This window comes from Actinomadura sp. NPDC048394 (assembly GCF_040651755.1).
Taxonomy (GTDB): Bacteria; Actinomycetota; Actinomycetes; order Streptosporangiales; family Streptosporangiaceae; genus Spirillospora; species Spirillospora montaniterrae.
In genome coordinates this window covers 136,006-151,934 of sequence record NZ_JBEZJL010000018.1, presented here as the reverse complement: position 1 = coordinate 151,934, position 15,929 = coordinate 136,006, and the positions used below count along the sequence as shown (strand labels likewise).

Genomic DNA, 15,929 nt, shown 5'->3' with positions numbered 1-15,929 from the left:
GGGGGGGGGGGCCGTGGGGGGGGGTCTCGGGGGGCGCGCGGGGCCCCGCCCGCCGACGGGCAGGCGTTTTGGCGGGGTGCTCCAGCGGAGCGGGAAACGGCCTGCCGGTCGTGACGGGGGTTCCAGGGGGTCGTCCCCCTGGGGGAACACTGCTACCGCTCGCGCCAGCGGGTGGTGATGGGGAGGCGGCGGTCGCGGCCGAAGTTCTTCGGCGTGATCTTGGGGCCGGGCGGGTACTGGCGGCGCTTGTACTCGGCGAGGTCGACGAGGCGGATGACGCGGTCGACGAGGGCCGGGTCGTGGCCGGCGGCCACGAGGGCGTCGCGGCCGAGGTCGTGCTCGACGTAGTCGGCGAGGAGCGGGTCGAGGACGGCGTAGTCGGGCAGGCTGTCGCTGTCGCGCTGGCCGGGGCGCAGCTCCGCGGACGGCTCCTTGTCGATGATCACCTGCGGGATCGGCTCCTGCGCGAACGGGTGCAGGAACGGCAGGCCGACGCCGGCCTGCGTGTTGCGCCAGCGGGCGAGGTCCCACACGGTGGTCTTGAAGACGTCCTTGATGGGGCCGAAGCCGCCCGCGGAGTCGCCGTAGAGGGTGGAGTAGCCGGTCGCCAGTTCGCTCTTGTTGCCGCCGGTGAGGACGAGGTGGCCGTGCTCGTTCGACAGCCCCATCCAGACGTTCGCGCGGATGCGGGCCTGGAGGTTCTCGGCGGCGAGGCCGTGCAGGTCCAGTTCGGCCTCGAACGCCTCGACCATCCCGGCGATCGGGACGATCCGGGAGCCGATCCCCTGGCGCTTCACGAGCTCCTCGGCGTCGGTGACGGAGCCCTCGGAGGAGTAGCGGCTCGGCAGCAGGACGGCGTGCACGTTCTCCGGGCCGAGGGCGTCGGAGGCGATGGTGGCGACGAGCGCGGAGTCGATGCCGCCGGACAGCCCGAGGATGACCGAGCGGAAGCCGTTCTTGCGGACGTAGTCGCGGGTGCCGAGGACGAGCGCGGCGTAGATCTCCGCGAGGTCGTCGAGGGGCTCGGCGACGGTCTGCGGTGCGACGGGGTAGGCGGGCACCGGGTCGGCGGACAGCGCGAGCCGGTCGATGGTGATGGTGGTGCCGTCGTGGGCGTCGGCGGGGGTGCGGCCGGGTTCGGCGGCGGGGTCGGCGGCGGGCAGCGCGAGGTCGGCGACGAGGAGGTGCTCGACGAACTGGGGTGCGCGGGCGAGCAGGGAGCCGTCCGCGCCGACGATGACGGAGTCGCCGTCGAAGACGAGCTCGTCCTGGCCGCCGACCGTGTTGACGTAGGCGAGCGCGCAGCCGGCCTCGCGGGCGCGCGCGGCGCACAGGTCGAGGCGGACGTCGTCTTTGTTGCGCTCGTAGGGGGAGGCGTTGAGGACGAGGAGGAGCCCCGCGCCGGCCTCGCCGGCGACGCTGACGGGGCCGCCGTCCTGCCAGAGGTCCTCGCAGATGGCGGTGGCGACGTCGACGCCGTGGACGCGGACGACGGGGAGCCGGTCGCCGCGGACGAAGACGCGGTACTCGTCGAACACCCCGTAGTTGGGGAGGTGGTGCTTGGCGGTCCGGACGAGGACCTCGCCGCCGTGCAGCCAGGCGGCGGCGTTCAGCGGCAGGCCGGACGGCTGCCCGGCGCGGACGAGGCCGACGGGCGGGCGGTCGAGGTGGCCGGTGACGACGGGGAGGTCGCCGAGGCCCTCGGCGGCGAGCCGGGCGGCGACGCGTTCCAGGGCGCGGCGGGACGCCTCGACGAAGGAGGCGCGCAGCGCGAGGTCCTCGACCGGGTATCCGGTGAGCATCATCTCGGGGAACGCGACCAGGTGGGCGCCCGCGCCGGCGGCGCGGGCGGCCCAGTCGACGATCAGGTCGGCGTTGCCGTCGAGGTCGCCGACGGTCGGGTTCACCTGCGCGAGCGCGATCCTGAGCTGTGCCACGGCCCCAGCCTAGTTCGGCGCACGCAGTCTCGTCACTATGACGAAAAGGTGGGGTCGATCACTGCGGCGCGGCGCCGCCGGATCGCCGGTGCGAGCGCGAGCTGCCCGGCGGCGGCGCCGAACGCCAGGCCCGTGCAGCTCAGCCAGAGCAGCGCCGGACCGCCGGCGCCGAGCAGCTGGGTGCCGCCCAGCGGCGCCAGCAGGAACCCGCCCGACCACGCCATCCCGTACAGGCCGCTGTAGCGGCCGCGCAGGTGCGGCGGCGCGAGGTCGGCGACGACGGCCTGCAGCACGGACGCGGCGGTGATCTCGCCGAGCGTCCAGACGAGGATCGTCGCGGTGAAGCCGGCCGTGGAGGACGCGAGCGCGGTCAGCCCGTAGCCGGCGCCGACCAGCACGAACCCGGCGACCATGACCAGGCTGTGGTCGCGGCGGCTCAGCCACGCGTTGACCAGCGGCTGCACGATGATGATCAGCACGCCGTTGGCGGCGATCGCGATGCCGTAGTCCTGCGGCCCGAGCCCTGCCTCCTTCATCGCGAGCGGCATCGTGGTCATGCCCTGCATCAGCACGAACGTGTAGCACAGCATGACCGTCACGTAGCCGACCATGACCCGGTCGCGCAGCACCTGGACGAACCCGCCCGGCCCGTCGTCCCGGCCGGCGCCGCGCACCCGGGTCTCCGGGACGGCGCGCCACACCAGCAGCCCGAACGCCGCGCAGGTGACGGCGTCGATCCAGAACAGCAGCTGGAACCCCTCGCGGGCGAGGGTGCCGCCGAGCACCATCGAGACCGCCCAGCCGAGGTTCACCGCCCAGAACAGCAGCCCGAACGCGCGCGGCCGCTCCGCCGGGGAGATGATGTCGGCGACCATCGCCTGCGCCGCGGGCCGGTACATGTCGAGGAGCAGGCCGAGGACGAGCGCCGCCACGATGATCGTCACGATCCCGTGCGCGTAGCCGAGCGCCAGCATCGCCGCGCCCGTGCCGACCGTCGCGCAGGTCAGCGTCGCGCGCCGGCCGAACCGGTCGGCGAGCGCGCCGCCCGCGAGCTGCCCGCCGAACGAGCCGGCGCCGAGCACCGCCATGACGGCGCCCGCCTGCCCGAGCGACAGGCCCCGCGCGGTGGTCAGGTACAGGCCGAGGAACGGCTCGACCATCGTGCCGAGCCGGTTGAGCAGGGAGCCCGCCCACAGCACCCAGAACGTCCGGGGGAGGCCGCCGACCCGCGGCCGCAGGAACGCCGCGATCCGCCCCGGCGGGGGACCGACAGGAGTGTCGTCCAATGTGGTCACTTGCACGATGGTCCGGGAACGCCGCGGACCGCGGCATTGATTTAGTGTGGGCTAAATGACCGAGGCCGCCCCGTGATCGAGCTCGTGTTCGCGCCGGACGACGCCGCCCGCGTCCGGTTCGCGTTCTCGCCGCTGTGGGAGCTGGTGCGCAGCCTGCGGGTGCTCACCGACCCGTCGGGGCACGCCCTGCACCTGCCGTGGGTGCACGGCGTCCGGCCCCGGCTGCGCGGCCTCGACATGGGGCCGCTGCTGGCGGCCGTCCCGTCGTGGGGGTACATCCCCGACTTCCTCACCCCGCCGCCGGACACGCCGCTGCCCGACCTGGACGCCGAGCTCGAGGTCGTCCGGAGCACGCCGCCGGAGGTCGTCGCCGCCGAGCTGCTGTGGACCGAGCGCGGCGGCCCGGCCGGGCCCGAGCGCCTCGCGATGGCCGCCGAGCCCGAACGGACCCTGGAGACCCTCGCCGGCCTGCTGGAGCGGTACTGGGCCGCCGCCGTCGAACCGTACTGGCCGCGGCTGCGCGACCTCCTCGAAGGGGACGTCCTGCGCCGCACGCGCGCGCTCGCGGCGCACGGCACCGCCGGGGTGTTCGGCGACCTGCACCAGGACGTCTCCTGGCGCGCGGGGACCCTGATGATCGACCGGCGCTGGGACTTCCGCGGCGAGCTGCTCGGCCGCGGCCTGCTGCTCGTCCCGAGCGCGTTCGTGTGGCCGAACGTGTCGGTGATGGTGCCGCCCTACCAGCCCATGCTCAGCTACCCGCCGACCGGCGTCGCGACGCTGTGGGAGACCGGACGCGACCAACACGGGGGCCCGCACGCGCTGGCCGCGCTGATCGGCCGCCGCCGCGCCGAGCTGCTCACGGCGCTCGCCACGCCCGCGTCCACGACGGAGCTGGCGGCCCGGATGGGCGTGACGGCGGGCGCGGTCAGCCAGCACCTCGGCGTCCTGCGCGCCTGCGGCCTCGTCACCGGCCACCGCCTGGGCCGCCGCGTCCTCTACGCCCGAACCCCCTCCGGCGACACCCTCGCCGACAGTGCCGGTCGCACAGCTCTTTGACCCTGGCCCCACGGCGACCCGAGCGTTGCGATCGCGAGCGAAGCCGGATTCGAGCGAAGCGAGAATCCGATCGCGCAGCGAGCCCCCGGGCGAGCCGGAGCGATGCAGCGATCGCCGCAGGGCCCGCCGAAGGAGGGCGCTCTAGCGCCCGACGCCAAGGGCTCTGCAATCAGAAAGAGCGTCCAGGCGGAGTTGGGCCGGGGCGGCGGACTCGTAGCGGCCGGATTCGGCGAGCCAGTCCATGTGGGCGCGCGGGACGTCCAGCAGGACCTTGACGACCTGCGCGGCGGCGGCGCGCTGCGCGACCGTCAGCTGCAGCCGGTCGAGCATCTCCGGCAGCCGGCGGGCCGCCTTCCACGCCTGGTCCAGCCGCGCCGCGATCTTGTCGGTGACCATGGCGGCCGCCTGCTCCGGGGCGAGCCGGTGCGCGGACGCGAGGACGGCGGGCAGCCCGTGCACGTCGCCGCGGGCGGTCTCCATCTCGTGCGAGGCGAGGTCGTTGGACCAGGCGACGACGTCGGCGACGCTCTCGGCGACCGTCAGCCAGCGGGGCGTGCGCAGCAGCCGCGCCGGCAGCTCGACGCCGAGCACCGGCTCGACGAGGTCGTACAGGAACGGTCCGCAGGCCCGGCGGCGCAGCGCCGGGAACTCCACCGGCGTCGGGACGTGCCGGATGCGCCGGTTGACGGCCTCCTCCGCGCAGCCGTCGCGGTGCGCCTCCAGCTGCAGGATGAACCGGCGCCGCCAGTCCCGGCTCATGCCCTTGGACGTGGCCTGCCAGAGCTCGACCAGCGCGGACTCCAGCGGGCGGGCGCCGGGCCGGGCGTGGCCGCGGCGCATCGCGCGCAGCAGGTCGTCGTACAGGGCGTGCACGGCGCTGCCGCTGTCGGCGAGCGGCGGATGGTCGAGGGTGTCGTCCAGGGCGAGCGCCCAGGTGAGCCAGCGCGCGAACAGGTCGACGGCGGCCAGGTCCGCGTCCGGGAAGACGCGGGCGGCCAGTCGCTCGCAGCGGGCGCGGCCGAGCGGCGAGGTGTCCGGATCTCCGAGCACCAGGCCGCGGCCGCGCGCCCAGGCCTCCACCTGCGCGCCCAGCTGCCAGGACTCCGGGTGCATGGCCGACGGGGCGGCCAGCGCGGCGGCCCGGTCGGTCATCGAGAGAAGAAGAGAGATGTCCACGACACGGCCCACGCTAATGATCAACGTCCGGGCGGACCATGATCGCAACGTCAATTCTCGGGAAACGCCGGGCGCGCAGGGTCAGCGTGGGGTATGCCGTGCGCCCGGGCCGGCATGGCATAGTTCGGTGATCGCGAAGAGCTCGACTCAGGAGGAAACGTGTCCAGACGGACCAGCGCTACCCCTGGGGGCGGACCCCCAGACCCCCGGGGCTGCCGCCCGAAGAACGCGATGAGGCGTTGGGCACTGGGCGCGGGCGTCGCCGCCCTGGCGCTGACCGCTTCGGCGTGCGGCGGCAGCGACGGCGCGACCGTGCAGGGCGTCAAGCTGATCAAGAAGGGCGCGCTGACGTCGTGCACGCACCTGCCCTACCCGCCGTTCCAGGTGGAGCAGGGCGGCAAGGTGGTCGGCTTCGACGTCGACATGATCGACCTCGTCGCCAAGAAGCTCGGCGTCACGCAGAAGGTCGTCGACACCCCGTTCGAGACGATGAAGACGGGCGCGGCGCTGAACGCCGGCAAGTGCGACATCGTCATGGGCGGCATGACGATCAAGCCCGACCGGGTGAAGTTCATGGACGTCAGCGAGCCGTACTTCGACGCCACGCAGTCGCTGATGGCGAAGAAGGGCAGCGGCATCACGAGCCTGGAGGACGTGAAGTCCAGGAAGCTGAAGCTCGGCTCGCAGGCGGGCACCACCGGCGAGGACTTCGTCAAGGGCAAGGGCTTCGACCCGTCCTCGTTCGACAACTCCAACGCCGAGCTGGACGGCCTGCGCACCGGCCAGGTGGACGTGATCGTGCAGGACGACCCGGTCGTGAAAGGCTGGCTGAAGGACCCGGCGAACGCCAAGTACGAGATCGTCGCGAACCTCAACACCGGCGAGCAGTACGGGTTCTGGATCCGCAAGGACCACAACAAGAAGCTCGTCGAGCTGACGAACCAGGCGATCGAGCAGGCGAAGAAGGACGGCACCTACAAGCGGATCTACGAGAAGTGGATCGGTCCAATGCCGGCCGCCGCCGGTAAGCCGTCGTGACCGCGGACGAGGCGGCCCTCCCGGCGCGCTCCGGCGGGCTGTCCCGCCGGAGCCGCCGGCGGCTCTCGCTCGGCGGCCAGTACGGGCTGTTCGTCGTCATCGTCGTGCTGATCGGCGCGCTCGCGAACTGGCGCCAGCTGCACACGAACTTCGCCAACTGGCAGGTCGCCAAGGGCCTGTTCCCCGACATCATCACCGTCGGGCTGCGCAACACCGCCCTCTACACGGCGGTCGGGTTCGGCATCGGGCTGGTGCTGGGCCTGGTCATCGCGCTGATGCGGCTGTCGCCGGTGCTGCCGTACCGCTGGTTCGCGACGGCCTACATCGAGATGTTCCGCGGCCTGCCGCTGCTGCTGATCTTCATCTTCGTCGGCGTCGGCGTGCCGCTGGCGTTCCCCGGCACGACCATCCCCGGCGGCGCGGTCGGGCAGGCGGGCCTCGCGCTCGGGCTGGCCGCCGCCGCGTACATGGCCGAGACGATCCGGGCCGGCATCGAGGCCGTCCCGCGGGGGCAGCTGGAGGCGGCGCGCTCGCTCGGCATGTCGCAGGGCCGGGCGATGCGGTCGATCATCCTGCCGCAGGCGTTCCGGATCATCATCCCGCCGCTCACCAACGAGCTGGTGCTGCTGTGCAAGGACTCCTCGCTGGTGCTGTTCCTCGGCATCACGCTGGAGCAGCGCGAGCTCACCAAGTTCGGCCGGGACCTCGCCGGCCAGCAGGGCAACACCACGCCGATCATCGTGGCGGGCATCTGCTATCTGATCATCACGATCCCGCTGAGCCTGCTGGCCAGGCGGCTGGAGGCGCGGCAGCGCAGGGAGCAGCGATGACCACGTGGGACACGCCCGGCGCCGGCCGGGCCGTCGAGATCGGCGGGCTGCGCAAGTCGTTCGGCGCGAACGAGGTGCTGCGCGGCATCGACTTCCACGTCGAGCGCGGCGAGGTGGTGTGCGTCATCGGCCCGTCCGGGTCGGGCAAGTCGACGCTGCTGCGCTGCGTGAACCTGCTGGAGGAGCCGACCGCGGGGACGGTCCGGGTCGGCGGCGTGGAGGTCACCGACCCCGACGTCGACATCGACGCGGTGCGCCGCCGGATCGGCATGGTGTTCCAGTCGTTCAACCTGTTCCCGCACCTGACCGCGCTCGGCAACGTCGCGATCGCGCAGCGCAAGGTGCTGAAGCGCGACAGGGCGGAGGCCGAGCGGATCGCCCGGGAGAACCTGGAGCGGGTCGGGCTCGCCGACAAGGTGGACGCCTACCCCGCCAAGCTGTCCGGCGGGCAGCAGCAGCGCGTGGCGATCGCCCGCGCGCTCGCGATGGGCCCCGAGGTGATGCTGTTCGACGAGCCGACGTCCGCGCTGGACCCCGAGCTCGTCGGCGACGTGCTGGGCGTCATGCGCGGCCTCGCCGAGACCGGGATGACCATGCTCGTCGTCACCCACGAGATGTCGTTCGCGCGCGAGGTCGCCGACCGGGTGGTCTTCATGGACGGCGGCGTCGTCGTCGAGGAGGGCCCGCCGTCCCGGGTGATCGCCGATCCGGAGCACGAGCGGACCCGCGCTTTCCTGTCCCGGGTGCTCGATCCGGCGGCCGCGCGGGTAGAAGGTTCCGGTCCGTCGGATAAGTTCGGTTCTGACGGGGCGAACGCGTAACGTCGCGGTAACAGCGTCCGGGCATACTGCAGGTCGGGCCGGACAAGTGCGGCCGGCACCGCGTCACCGAGGGAGAAGGCTTTGGACCGTCAGCAGGAGTTCGTGCTCCGCACGCTGGAGGAGCGCGACATCCGCTTCATCCGGCTGTGGTTCACCGACGTGCTCGGGTTCCTGAAGTCGGTGGCCGTGGCGCCCGCCGAACTGGAGGGCGCCTTCGGCGAGGGCATCGGGTTCGACGGGTCGGCGATCGAGGGCTTCGCCCGCGTGTACGAGGCCGACATGATCGCCAAACCGGACCCGTCCACGTTCCAGGTGCTGCCGTGGCGCTCGGAGTCGCCCGGCGTCGGCCGGATGTTCTGCGACATCCTGATGCCGGACGGCACGCCGAGCTTCGCCGACCCGCGCTACGTGCTCAAGCGGGCGCTGGCGCGCGCCGCCGACCTCGGCTTCACCTTCTACACCCATCCCGAGATCGAGTTCTTCCTGCTCAACGACAAGCCGGAGGACGGCCGCGAGCCCGATCCGGCGGACGCGGGCGGGTACTTCGACCACACCCCGCACAGCGCGGCGCACGACTTCCGGCGCAACGCGATCATGATGCTGGAGTCGATGGGGATCTCGGTGGAGTTCAGCCACCACGAGGGCGCCCCCGGCCAGCAGGAGATCGACCTGCGGTACGCCGACGCGCTCACCACCGCCGACAACATCATGACGTTCCGGCTGGTGATGAAGGAGGTCGCGCTCGACCAGGGCGTGCACGCCACGTTCATGCCGAAGCCGTTCACCGAGCACCCCGGCTCCGGCATGCACACCCACATGTCGCTGTTCGAGGGCGACCGGAACGCGTTCTTCGAGCCGGGCGCGGAGTTCAAGCTGTCCAAGGTCGGCCGCGCGTTCATCGCGGGCCTGCTGCGGCACTCCGCCGAGATCACCGCGGTCTGCAACCAGTGGGTGAACTCCTACAAGCGGCTGTGGGGCAACGTCGGGTCCGCGGCGGGCGCCGGGGGAGAGGCCCCGTCCTACATCTGCTGGGGCCACAACAACCGGTCGGCGCTCGTCCGGGTGCCGATGTACAAGCCGCACAAGGGCCACTCGACCCGCATCGAGTTCCGGTCGCTGGACACCGCCGCCAACCCCTACCTGGCGTTCGCGGCGATCCTCGGCGCCGGCCTCAAGGGCATCGAGGAGGGCTACGAGCTGCCGCAGGGCGCCGAGGACGACGTGTGGGCGCTCACCCCGGCGGAGCGGCGCGCGCTCGGCATCGAGCCGCTGCCGCAGAACCTGGACGAGGCCGTCCGGGCGATGGAGCGCAGCGAGCTGATGGCGGACGTCCTCGGCGAGCACGTGTTCGACTTCTTCCTGCGCAACAAGCGCCAGGAATGGGAGGACTACCGGCGGCAGGTCACCGAGTTCGAGCGCAAGAGGCTGCTGGCGGTGCTCTGACCGGAATACGGTTGGAACGTGAGCGAGCCGTGGACCACCGATCGTCGCCGTCCCTCCCTCGCCGGCCGGCTGGCGCGGCTCGGGTTCACCGACGCCGGGCACGCCGAGCGGCTGCTGGCGGAGGCCGAGCGGGACGCCGGGGCGGGGATCGGTGACGATCTCCTCGACGCCCTCGGCGGGACCGCCGACCCCGATCTCGCGCTGAGCGGGCTGCTGCGGGTGCTGGCGTCGGCGGACGAGCGCGGCGCCGGGGCGGGCCTGCGCGCCGCGCTGCGCGCCGAACCGGGCACGCGGGAGCGGATCGCCGCCGTCCTCGGGGTCAGCGACGCCCTCGGCGACCATCTCGTCCGGCATCCCGGGCACTGGCGGGTGCTGCGCGACGACGGCGCGCCCGCCGAGCCGGACGAGCCGGACGCACCGCGCCGCCCGTCCGCGGGGGCGCTGCGCGCGGCGCTGCTGGAGGCGGTGGGCGCCGACCCGTCCGCCGAGGACCCGGTGGCGTCCGGCGCGGGCACGGAGACGCTCGTCGCGCTGCGCGCCGCGTATCGGGGGCGGCTGCTGTCGCTGGCGGGCCGCGACCTGATCGGCGCCGCGGACGTCGCCGAGGTCGCCGCCGAGCTGGCCGACCTGGCCGCCGCCGCGCTGGAGGCGGGCCTCGCCATCGCCCGCGCGGAGGTCGGCGGGCACGCCGCCTGCCGCCTCGCGGTGATCGGCATGGGCAAGTGCGGCGGCCGGGAGCTGAACTACGTCAGCGACGTCGACGTGATCTTCGTGGCGGAAGCGCGCGAGGGCGAGGACGAGGACGCCGCGCTGCGCATCGCGACCCGGCTGGCCTCGGCGATGATGCGGGCGTGCTCGGCCTCGACGGAGGAGGGCGCCCTCTGGGACGTGGACGCGGCGCTGCGTCCCGAGGGCAAGGCGGGCCCGCTCGTCCGGACCCTCGCCAGCCACCGCGCCTACTACGAGCGGTGGGCCAAGACCTGGGAGTTCCAGGCGCTGCTGAAGGCCCGGCCCGTCGCCGGGGACGCGGGGCTCGGCGCCCGGTACATGGACGCGATCACCCCGATCGTCTGGAAGGCCGCCGAGGGCGAGAGCTTCGTCCAGGACGTCCAGGACATGCGGCGCCGCGTCGAGAAGGACCTGGACCGCCGCACCGGCGACTCCGAGCGGCAGCTGAAGCTCGGCCCCGGCGGGCTGCGCGACGTCGAGTTCGCGGTGCAGCTGCTGCAGCTCGTGCACGGCCGCGCCGACGACACGCTGCGCAGCCCGAACACCCTGGACGCCCTCGCCGAGCTGTCGCAGGGCGGCTACGTGGGGCGCGACGACGCGGCGGCGCTGACGTCGGCGTACCGGTTCCTGCGGCGCGTCGAGCACCTGATCCAGCTGCACCACCTGCGCCGCACCCATCTCGTCCCGGACGACGAGGCGGACCTGCGGCGGCTCGGCCGGGCCCTCGGCCTGCGCACCGACCCGGTCGGCGAGTTCACCGCGCTGTGGCGGCGGCACGCCCGCGAGGTCCGCCGCATCCACGAGAAGCTGTTCTACCGGCCGCTGCTGCGCGCCGTCGCGCGGCTCCCCGGGGAGGAGGCCCGGCTCACCCCCGAGGCCGCCCGCACCCGGCTGGAGGCGCTCGGCTACGCCGACCCGGCGGGCGCGCTCCGGCACATCGAGGCGCTGACCTCGGGCGTGTCGCGGCGCGCGGCGATCCAGCGGACGCTGCTGCCGGTGATGCTCGGCTGGTTCGCCGACGCCCCCGACCCGGACGCCGGGCTGCTGGGGTTCCGGCAGGTCAGCGACGCGCTCGGCACCACGCCCTGGTACCTGCGGCTGCTGCGCGACGAGGTGACGGTCGCCGAGCGGATGGCGTGGGTGCTCGGGTCCAGCCGGTACGCCACCGACCTGCTGCTGCGCGCCCCGGAGGCGGTGGCGCTGCTCGGCACCACCGACGGGCTGGCGCCGCGCCCGCTGGAGGCGTTGCGGGCCGAGATGCTCGCGGCGGTCCGGAGGCACGCCGAGGGCGGCGGGCCCGCGGAGGAGGCGGTCGCGGTCGTGCGCGGGCTGCGCCGCCGCGAGCTGTTCCGCGTGTCGGTCGCCGACCTGCTCGGGCTCGCCGAGGTGGAGACGGTCGGGGAGGCCCTCACCGACATCGCCGCCGTCACGGTCGAGGCCGCGCTCCGCGCCGCCGTCACCAAGATCGAGATGGAGGCGCGGGAGCCGCTGCCGACCCGGGTGGCGGTGGTCGCCATGGGCCGGTTCGGCGGCCACGAGCTCGGCTACGGCAGCGACGCCGACGTGATGTTCGTGCACGACCCGCACCCCGGCGCCGACGAGCGGGCCGCCGGGCGCGCCGCGCACGCCGTCGCCGAGGAGCTGCGCCGGCTGCTCGCGCTGCCCGCCCCCGATCCGCCGCTGGAGATCGACCCGAACTTGCGCCCGGAGGGGCGGCAGGGGCCGCTCGTCCGCACCCTCGCCTCGTACGCGGCGTACTACCGGCGCTGGTCGCAGCCGTGGGAGGCGCAGGCGCTGCTGCGCGCCGACCCCGTCATCGGCGACCCGGGGCTGTGCGAGCGGTTCCGCGCGCTGATCGACCCGATCCGCTGGCCGGAGGACGGCGTCGGCGACGACGCGCTGCGGCAGATCAGGAGGCTGAAGGCGCGGATGGAGTCCGAGCGGCTGCCGCGCGGCGTCGACCGCCGGCTGCACATCAAGCTCGGACCGGGCGGCCTGTCGGACGTGGAGTGGGTGGCGCAGCTGCTGCAGATGCGGCACGCCCACGACGTCCCGGCGCTGCGCACCACCCGGACCCTCGCGGCGCTGGAGGCGGCGGCGGAGGCCGGGCTGCTCGACCCCGGCGACGCGGAGGTGCTGACGGACGCGTGGTGCCTGGCGACCCGGATCCGCGGCTCGCTCATGCTGGTGAGGGGCCGCGCGTCGGACCTGCTGCCGACCGACCACCACCGGGAGCGCACCGCCGTCAGCCGCGTCCTCGGCTACCCGGGGACGGGGGACCTGCTGGAGGACTACCGCCGGCACGCCCGCCGCGCCCGCGCCGTGGTGGACCGGGTCTTCTACGGCGCCGAGGCCTGATCAGCGGGCGCGGGTGATCCCGCCCGGCGCCCGGCCGGGCCGGGTCAGCAGCGTGATCCCGCGGCCGGGTCGGCGCGGCGGGCGGCGCCGCCGCCGTGCGGGTGCCGGATCCGCTGGACGGCCCGGTCCCGCAGGTCGATGACGGGCTGCGGGCAGCGGGTGTAGAGCAGCCAGGCGACCCCGAGCGACCCGCCGATCAGCGCCATCCCGACGACGGCGTCCAGCACGTAGTGGTTGGCGGTCGACAGGATCACGAACACGGTGGTGGCCGGGTAGATCACCCCGAGGACCTTCGCCCAGCGCTGCGACACGAACTTGACCAGCACGAACCCGCACCACAGCGCCCAGCCGGCGTGCATCGACGGCATCGCCGCGTACTGGTTGGTGAGGCTGCCGGACGCGTCGCTGGAGTACAGCCCGAAGGAGTGCAGCGCGGTGACCGGGTCGACGAACCCGGCGCTGTGCAGGAACCGCGGCGGCGCGAGGGGGTAGAGCCAGAAGCCGATCAGGGCCAGCGCGGTCGCCGCCATGATGCCGGTGCGCAGCCAGCGGTACTCCCGCGGCCGGTACCGGTACAGCCAGACGACGACCAGCGCCGTCAGGATGAAGTGCATGGTGGCGTAGAACATGTTGGCGGTGCGGGCCAGCCACGGCACGTTGATCAGCGTCTTGTTCAGGCCCAGCTCCACGTCCAGGCCCAGCAGCTTCTCCGCGTGCAGGATCTGGTAGGCGTGCGTGAACGCCGGGCCGGTGCCGTCCTGAACCAGGACGATGCGCGTGAGCGTATAGCCCGTGTAGAAGAGCACGAGCAGGAGCAGCTCGCGCCACACCGGCGGCGCCGTGAGCACCCGGGGCCGCTTCGTCGCGGCGCTGCTTCGCGGCTCACCACGGCCGGTGCCGGACCGGCCTCGGTGCGCTGCTGGGGGGGCGGAATGAGCCATGCTACCTATCTTTGCCTCGCGGCCCCCTTTTGAGATCACCGCCGCGAATGGTCTTCGTCTCAGACCTGAGTAGTACGACCCTGACGCGGCATCCGGACTTTCGGGGGAGGGGCCCCGGGGTGCCGGGGTCCTGCCTCCGTTTGGAGCCTGTGAACTTGATCAGGAATCAGCATAGGAGGCCATGGGTAGATCACGTTCGGCCCCCCACGAACGAGCAGGGGGACGAATGGCCTCGATCGGGTCCATACCCGGCATTGCGACGGCAAGCACGGCCACGCTGGCCGCTTTCGGACTGATCTCATGCTCCGGGTGGACGGACCGCCCGGGCCGGGCGGCGGCCGTCAACGCGGCCGCGACCATCACGGGCGGGACCGGCACAGACGGAACCAGCGCAGACGGAACCAGCGCAGACGATGGGGCCGTTCCGGCGGCGGAGTGGAAGCGCTGCACCGGCCTGCCGGCCCCGGAGCCCGGCACCTCGCAGTCCCGCTACCGGTGCGCGACCCTGAAGGTCCCCCTGGACTACGCCGACCCGTCCTCGGGGACGATCGGCCTCGCGCTGGTGAAGATCCCCGCGACGGGCCCGGGCCACCGGATCGGGTCGCTGCTGTTCAACTTCGGCGGGCCCGGCGGCGACGGCGTCGACACCCTGGCGCAGGCCGCGTCCGAGTACACGACCCTCAACGCCCGCTACGACCTGATCGGCTTCGACCCGCGCGGCGTCGGCCGCAGCTCCCCGGTCACCTGCGTGAACGACCGGACGATGGACCAGATCACCGCGGAGGACGACACGCCCGACACCTCCGCCGAGGAGACCGCCTACCTCGCGCGCCGCGCGTCCTACGCCAAGGCGTGCGAGGCGGCGTCGGGGCGCCTGCTGCCGCACGTCGGGACGCTCAGCGCCGCCCGCGACCTGGACGCGATCCGCGCCGCGGTCGGCGACCCGAAGCTGAACTACTTCGGGATCTCCTACGGCACCTGGCTCGGCGGCAACTATGCGCACCAGTTCCCCGGAAACGTCGGCCGCGCCGTGCTGGACGGGGCCGTCGACACGCGGCTGACCACCGCGGACCTCGGCCTCCAGCAGGCCGCCGGGTTCCAGCACGCCCTGCTCGACTTCGGCGCGGCCTGCGCCCGGCTCGGCGCGAAGGCGTGCCCGCTCGGCGGCGACGGCGAATCCGTCGCGGCGGCCGCCGGGAAGATCCTCGCCGGCCTCGACCGCAAGCCGCTCAAGACGTCCGGGGGCCGCAGGCTCACCCAGAGCCTCGGCGACACGGGCGCCGCCGCGGCCCTCTACACCAAGCAGGCATGGCCCTACCTCGCGCAGGGCCTCGTGGACGCCGTCAAACGCCACGACGGGACGCTCCTGCTGATGCTCGCCGACCTGCAGAACGGCCGCAAGAACGACGGCACCTACGACAACCTGACGGCCGCGAACACCGCGATCACCTGCGCGGACGGCACCGACCGCTACACCGTCGCGGACGTCCGCCGGCTGATGCCGAAGTTCCGCGAGGCCTCGCCGGTGTTCGGGCCGTCGATGGCGTGGGGGCTGCTGCAGTGCACGGGCTGGCCGGTGAAGGGCGACGACGCGGCGCGCGAGGTGTCCGCGCCGTCCGCCGCGCCGATCCTGGTCGTCGGCAACACCGGCGACCCCGCCACCCCGTACGCGTGGGCGTCCGCGCTGGTGAGGTCGCTCGGCGGCCGCGCCGCGCTCCTCACCCTCAAGGGGGAGGGGCACGGCGCCTACGACACCGGCGACTCCTGCGTCCGCCGCGTCGTCGACTCCTACCTGCTGGACGGCCTGCTCCCGGCGGACGGCGCGACGTGTGACTGACCCGGTGCCGGCCGAGGCGGGGTCAGACGATCTGGTCGACCTTCATCGGCTCCTTCAGCGCGTTCCCGACCGTGCAGTACCGCTCGTGGACGCGCTTCGCCACCGCCTTCAGGACGTCCTCGGCCTTGTCGTCGCCCTCGGGCAGCTCGACGTCGTAGGTGACCGTGATCGTGCCGAGCCTGCTCGTCTCGACCTTGTCGGCCTGGACGGTCGCGGCGAGCCGCGCCATCCGGTGCCCGCGCTGCGCCGTCAGCGGCTCCACGGTCACGAGCTCGCAGCCGCCGAGCGCCGCCAGCAGCAGCTCGACCGGCGTGAACGCCCCCTCGGTGTCGCCGTCCCCGATGGCGACGCGGGCGCCCCGCCCGTTGACGGCCTGGAAACCGTCCTCGGTGCGCTCCACCCTGACCTCGGCCATGTCATCCCCTCCGATCCTCGGCGGCCCGTACCGGGCCCGCCTGCCCGAAC

The 15,929-nt window shown here is 73.6% G+C and carries 12 protein-coding genes; 7 read left to right on the top strand and 5 right to left on the bottom strand.

Annotation, left to right across the window (positions count from 1 at the left end):
- Positions 1–152 precede the first annotated feature (152 nt).
- Both AB0C78_RS15450 and AB0C78_RS15445 read right to left on the bottom strand, forming a co-directional pair.
- Positions 153–1,937: an NAD+ synthase gene (locus AB0C78_RS15450; RefSeq protein WP_360747407.1), complete on the bottom strand. Its 1,785-nt coding sequence runs from the start codon at positions 1,935–1,937 to the stop codon at positions 153–155.
- Between the two features lie 35 nt (positions 1,938–1,972).
- Positions 1,973–3,232 carry an MFS transporter gene (locus AB0C78_RS15445; RefSeq protein ID WP_360747404.1) on the bottom strand — a complete coding sequence of 420 codons (1,260 nt, stop codon included), beginning with the start codon at positions 3,230–3,232 and terminating at the stop codon, positions 1,973–1,975.
- A gap of 72 nt (positions 3,233–3,304) precedes the next feature.
- Here AB0C78_RS15445 and AB0C78_RS15440 point away from each other — a divergent pair, with 72 nt between their 5' ends.
- Positions 3,305–4,291 carry a DUF5937 family protein gene (locus AB0C78_RS15440; protein ID WP_360747401.1) on the top strand — a complete coding sequence of 329 codons (987 nt, stop codon included), beginning with the start codon at positions 3,305–3,307 and terminating at the stop codon, positions 4,289–4,291.
- Between the two features lie 141 nt (positions 4,292–4,432).
- Here the strand turns inward: AB0C78_RS15440 and AB0C78_RS15435 are convergent, their stop codons facing one another.
- The gene (locus AB0C78_RS15435; RefSeq protein WP_360747398.1) at positions 4,433–5,443 is read right to left on the bottom strand and encodes a terpene synthase family protein; all 1,011 of its coding nucleotides are present in this window, start codon (positions 5,441–5,443) and stop codon (positions 4,433–4,435) included.
- Positions 5,444–5,698: 255 nt separating this feature from the next.
- On the opposite strand from AB0C78_RS15435, the gene AB0C78_RS15430 reads away from it, so the two are divergent.
- From AB0C78_RS15430 to AB0C78_RS15410, 5 genes are all read left to right on the top strand, one after another.
- The gene (locus AB0C78_RS15430; protein WP_360747395.1) at positions 5,699–6,505 is read left to right on the top strand and encodes a transporter substrate-binding domain-containing protein; all 807 of its coding nucleotides are present in this window, start codon (positions 5,699–5,701) and stop codon (positions 6,503–6,505) included.
- On the top strand, positions 6,502–7,335 hold the full coding sequence (locus tag AB0C78_RS15425) for an amino acid ABC transporter permease (protein ID WP_151540543.1): 834 nt from the start codon (positions 6,502–6,504) through the stop codon (positions 7,333–7,335). The genes AB0C78_RS15430 and AB0C78_RS15425 overlap by 4 nt, the downstream gene beginning before the upstream one ends.
- Complete coding sequence (locus AB0C78_RS15420; RefSeq protein WP_360747392.1) at positions 7,332–8,156, top strand: amino acid ABC transporter ATP-binding protein; 825 nt, start codon at positions 7,332–7,334, stop codon at positions 8,154–8,156. The genes AB0C78_RS15425 and AB0C78_RS15420 overlap by 4 nt, the downstream gene beginning before the upstream one ends.
- A gap of 81 nt (positions 8,157–8,237) precedes the next feature.
- Entirely contained in the window at positions 8,238–9,599 is a 1,362-nt protein-coding gene (locus tag AB0C78_RS15415; protein WP_360747389.1) for a glutamine synthetase family protein, read from the top strand.
- Positions 9,600–9,617: 18 nt separating this feature from the next.
- Complete coding sequence (locus AB0C78_RS15410; RefSeq protein ID WP_360747386.1) at positions 9,618–12,686, top strand: bifunctional [glutamine synthetase] adenylyltransferase/[glutamine synthetase]-adenylyl-L-tyrosine phosphorylase; 3,069 nt, start codon at positions 9,618–9,620, stop codon at positions 12,684–12,686.
- Between the two features lie 44 nt (positions 12,687–12,730).
- Here AB0C78_RS15410 and AB0C78_RS15405 read toward each other — a convergent pair whose 3' ends face one another.
- Positions 12,731–13,534 carry a phosphatase PAP2 family protein gene (locus AB0C78_RS15405; RefSeq protein ID WP_225991620.1) on the bottom strand — a complete coding sequence of 268 codons (804 nt, stop codon included), beginning with the start codon at positions 13,532–13,534 and terminating at the stop codon, positions 12,731–12,733.
- A gap of 319 nt (positions 13,535–13,853) precedes the next feature.
- Between AB0C78_RS15405 and AB0C78_RS15400 the strand changes: the two genes are divergently transcribed.
- The gene (locus AB0C78_RS15400) at positions 13,854–15,464 is read left to right on the top strand and encodes an alpha/beta hydrolase (RefSeq protein ID WP_360747383.1); all 1,611 of its coding nucleotides are present in this window, start codon (positions 13,854–13,856) and stop codon (positions 15,462–15,464) included.
- Between the two features lie 22 nt (positions 15,465–15,486).
- Here the strand turns inward: AB0C78_RS15400 and AB0C78_RS15395 are convergent, their stop codons facing one another.
- Complete coding sequence (locus AB0C78_RS15395) at positions 15,487–15,879, bottom strand: OsmC family protein (protein WP_360747380.1); 393 nt, start codon at positions 15,877–15,879, stop codon at positions 15,487–15,489.
- Positions 15,880–15,929 lie beyond the last annotated feature (50 nt).

What these genes read in the sequence shown, in the direction of transcription:
- AB0C78_RS15435 (WP_360747398.1), bottom strand. Translation starts at nt 5,443, where the DNA reads ATGACCGACCGGGCCGCCGCGCTGGCCGCCCCGTCGGCCATGCACCCG.
- AB0C78_RS15430 (WP_360747395.1), top strand. Translation starts at nt 5,699, where the DNA reads ATGAGGCGTTGGGCACTGGGCGCGGGCGTCGCCGCCCTGGCGCTGACC.
- AB0C78_RS15420 (WP_360747392.1), top strand. Translation starts at nt 7,332, where the DNA reads ATGACCACGTGGGACACGCCCGGCGCCGGCCGGGCCGTCGAGATCGGC.
- AB0C78_RS15400 (WP_360747383.1), top strand. Translation starts at nt 13,854, where the DNA reads ATGGCCTCGATCGGGTCCATACCCGGCATTGCGACGGCAAGCACGGCC.
- AB0C78_RS15395 (WP_360747380.1), bottom strand. Translation starts at nt 15,879, where the DNA reads ATGGCCGAGGTCAGGGTGGAGCGCACCGAGGACGGTTTCCAGGCCGTC.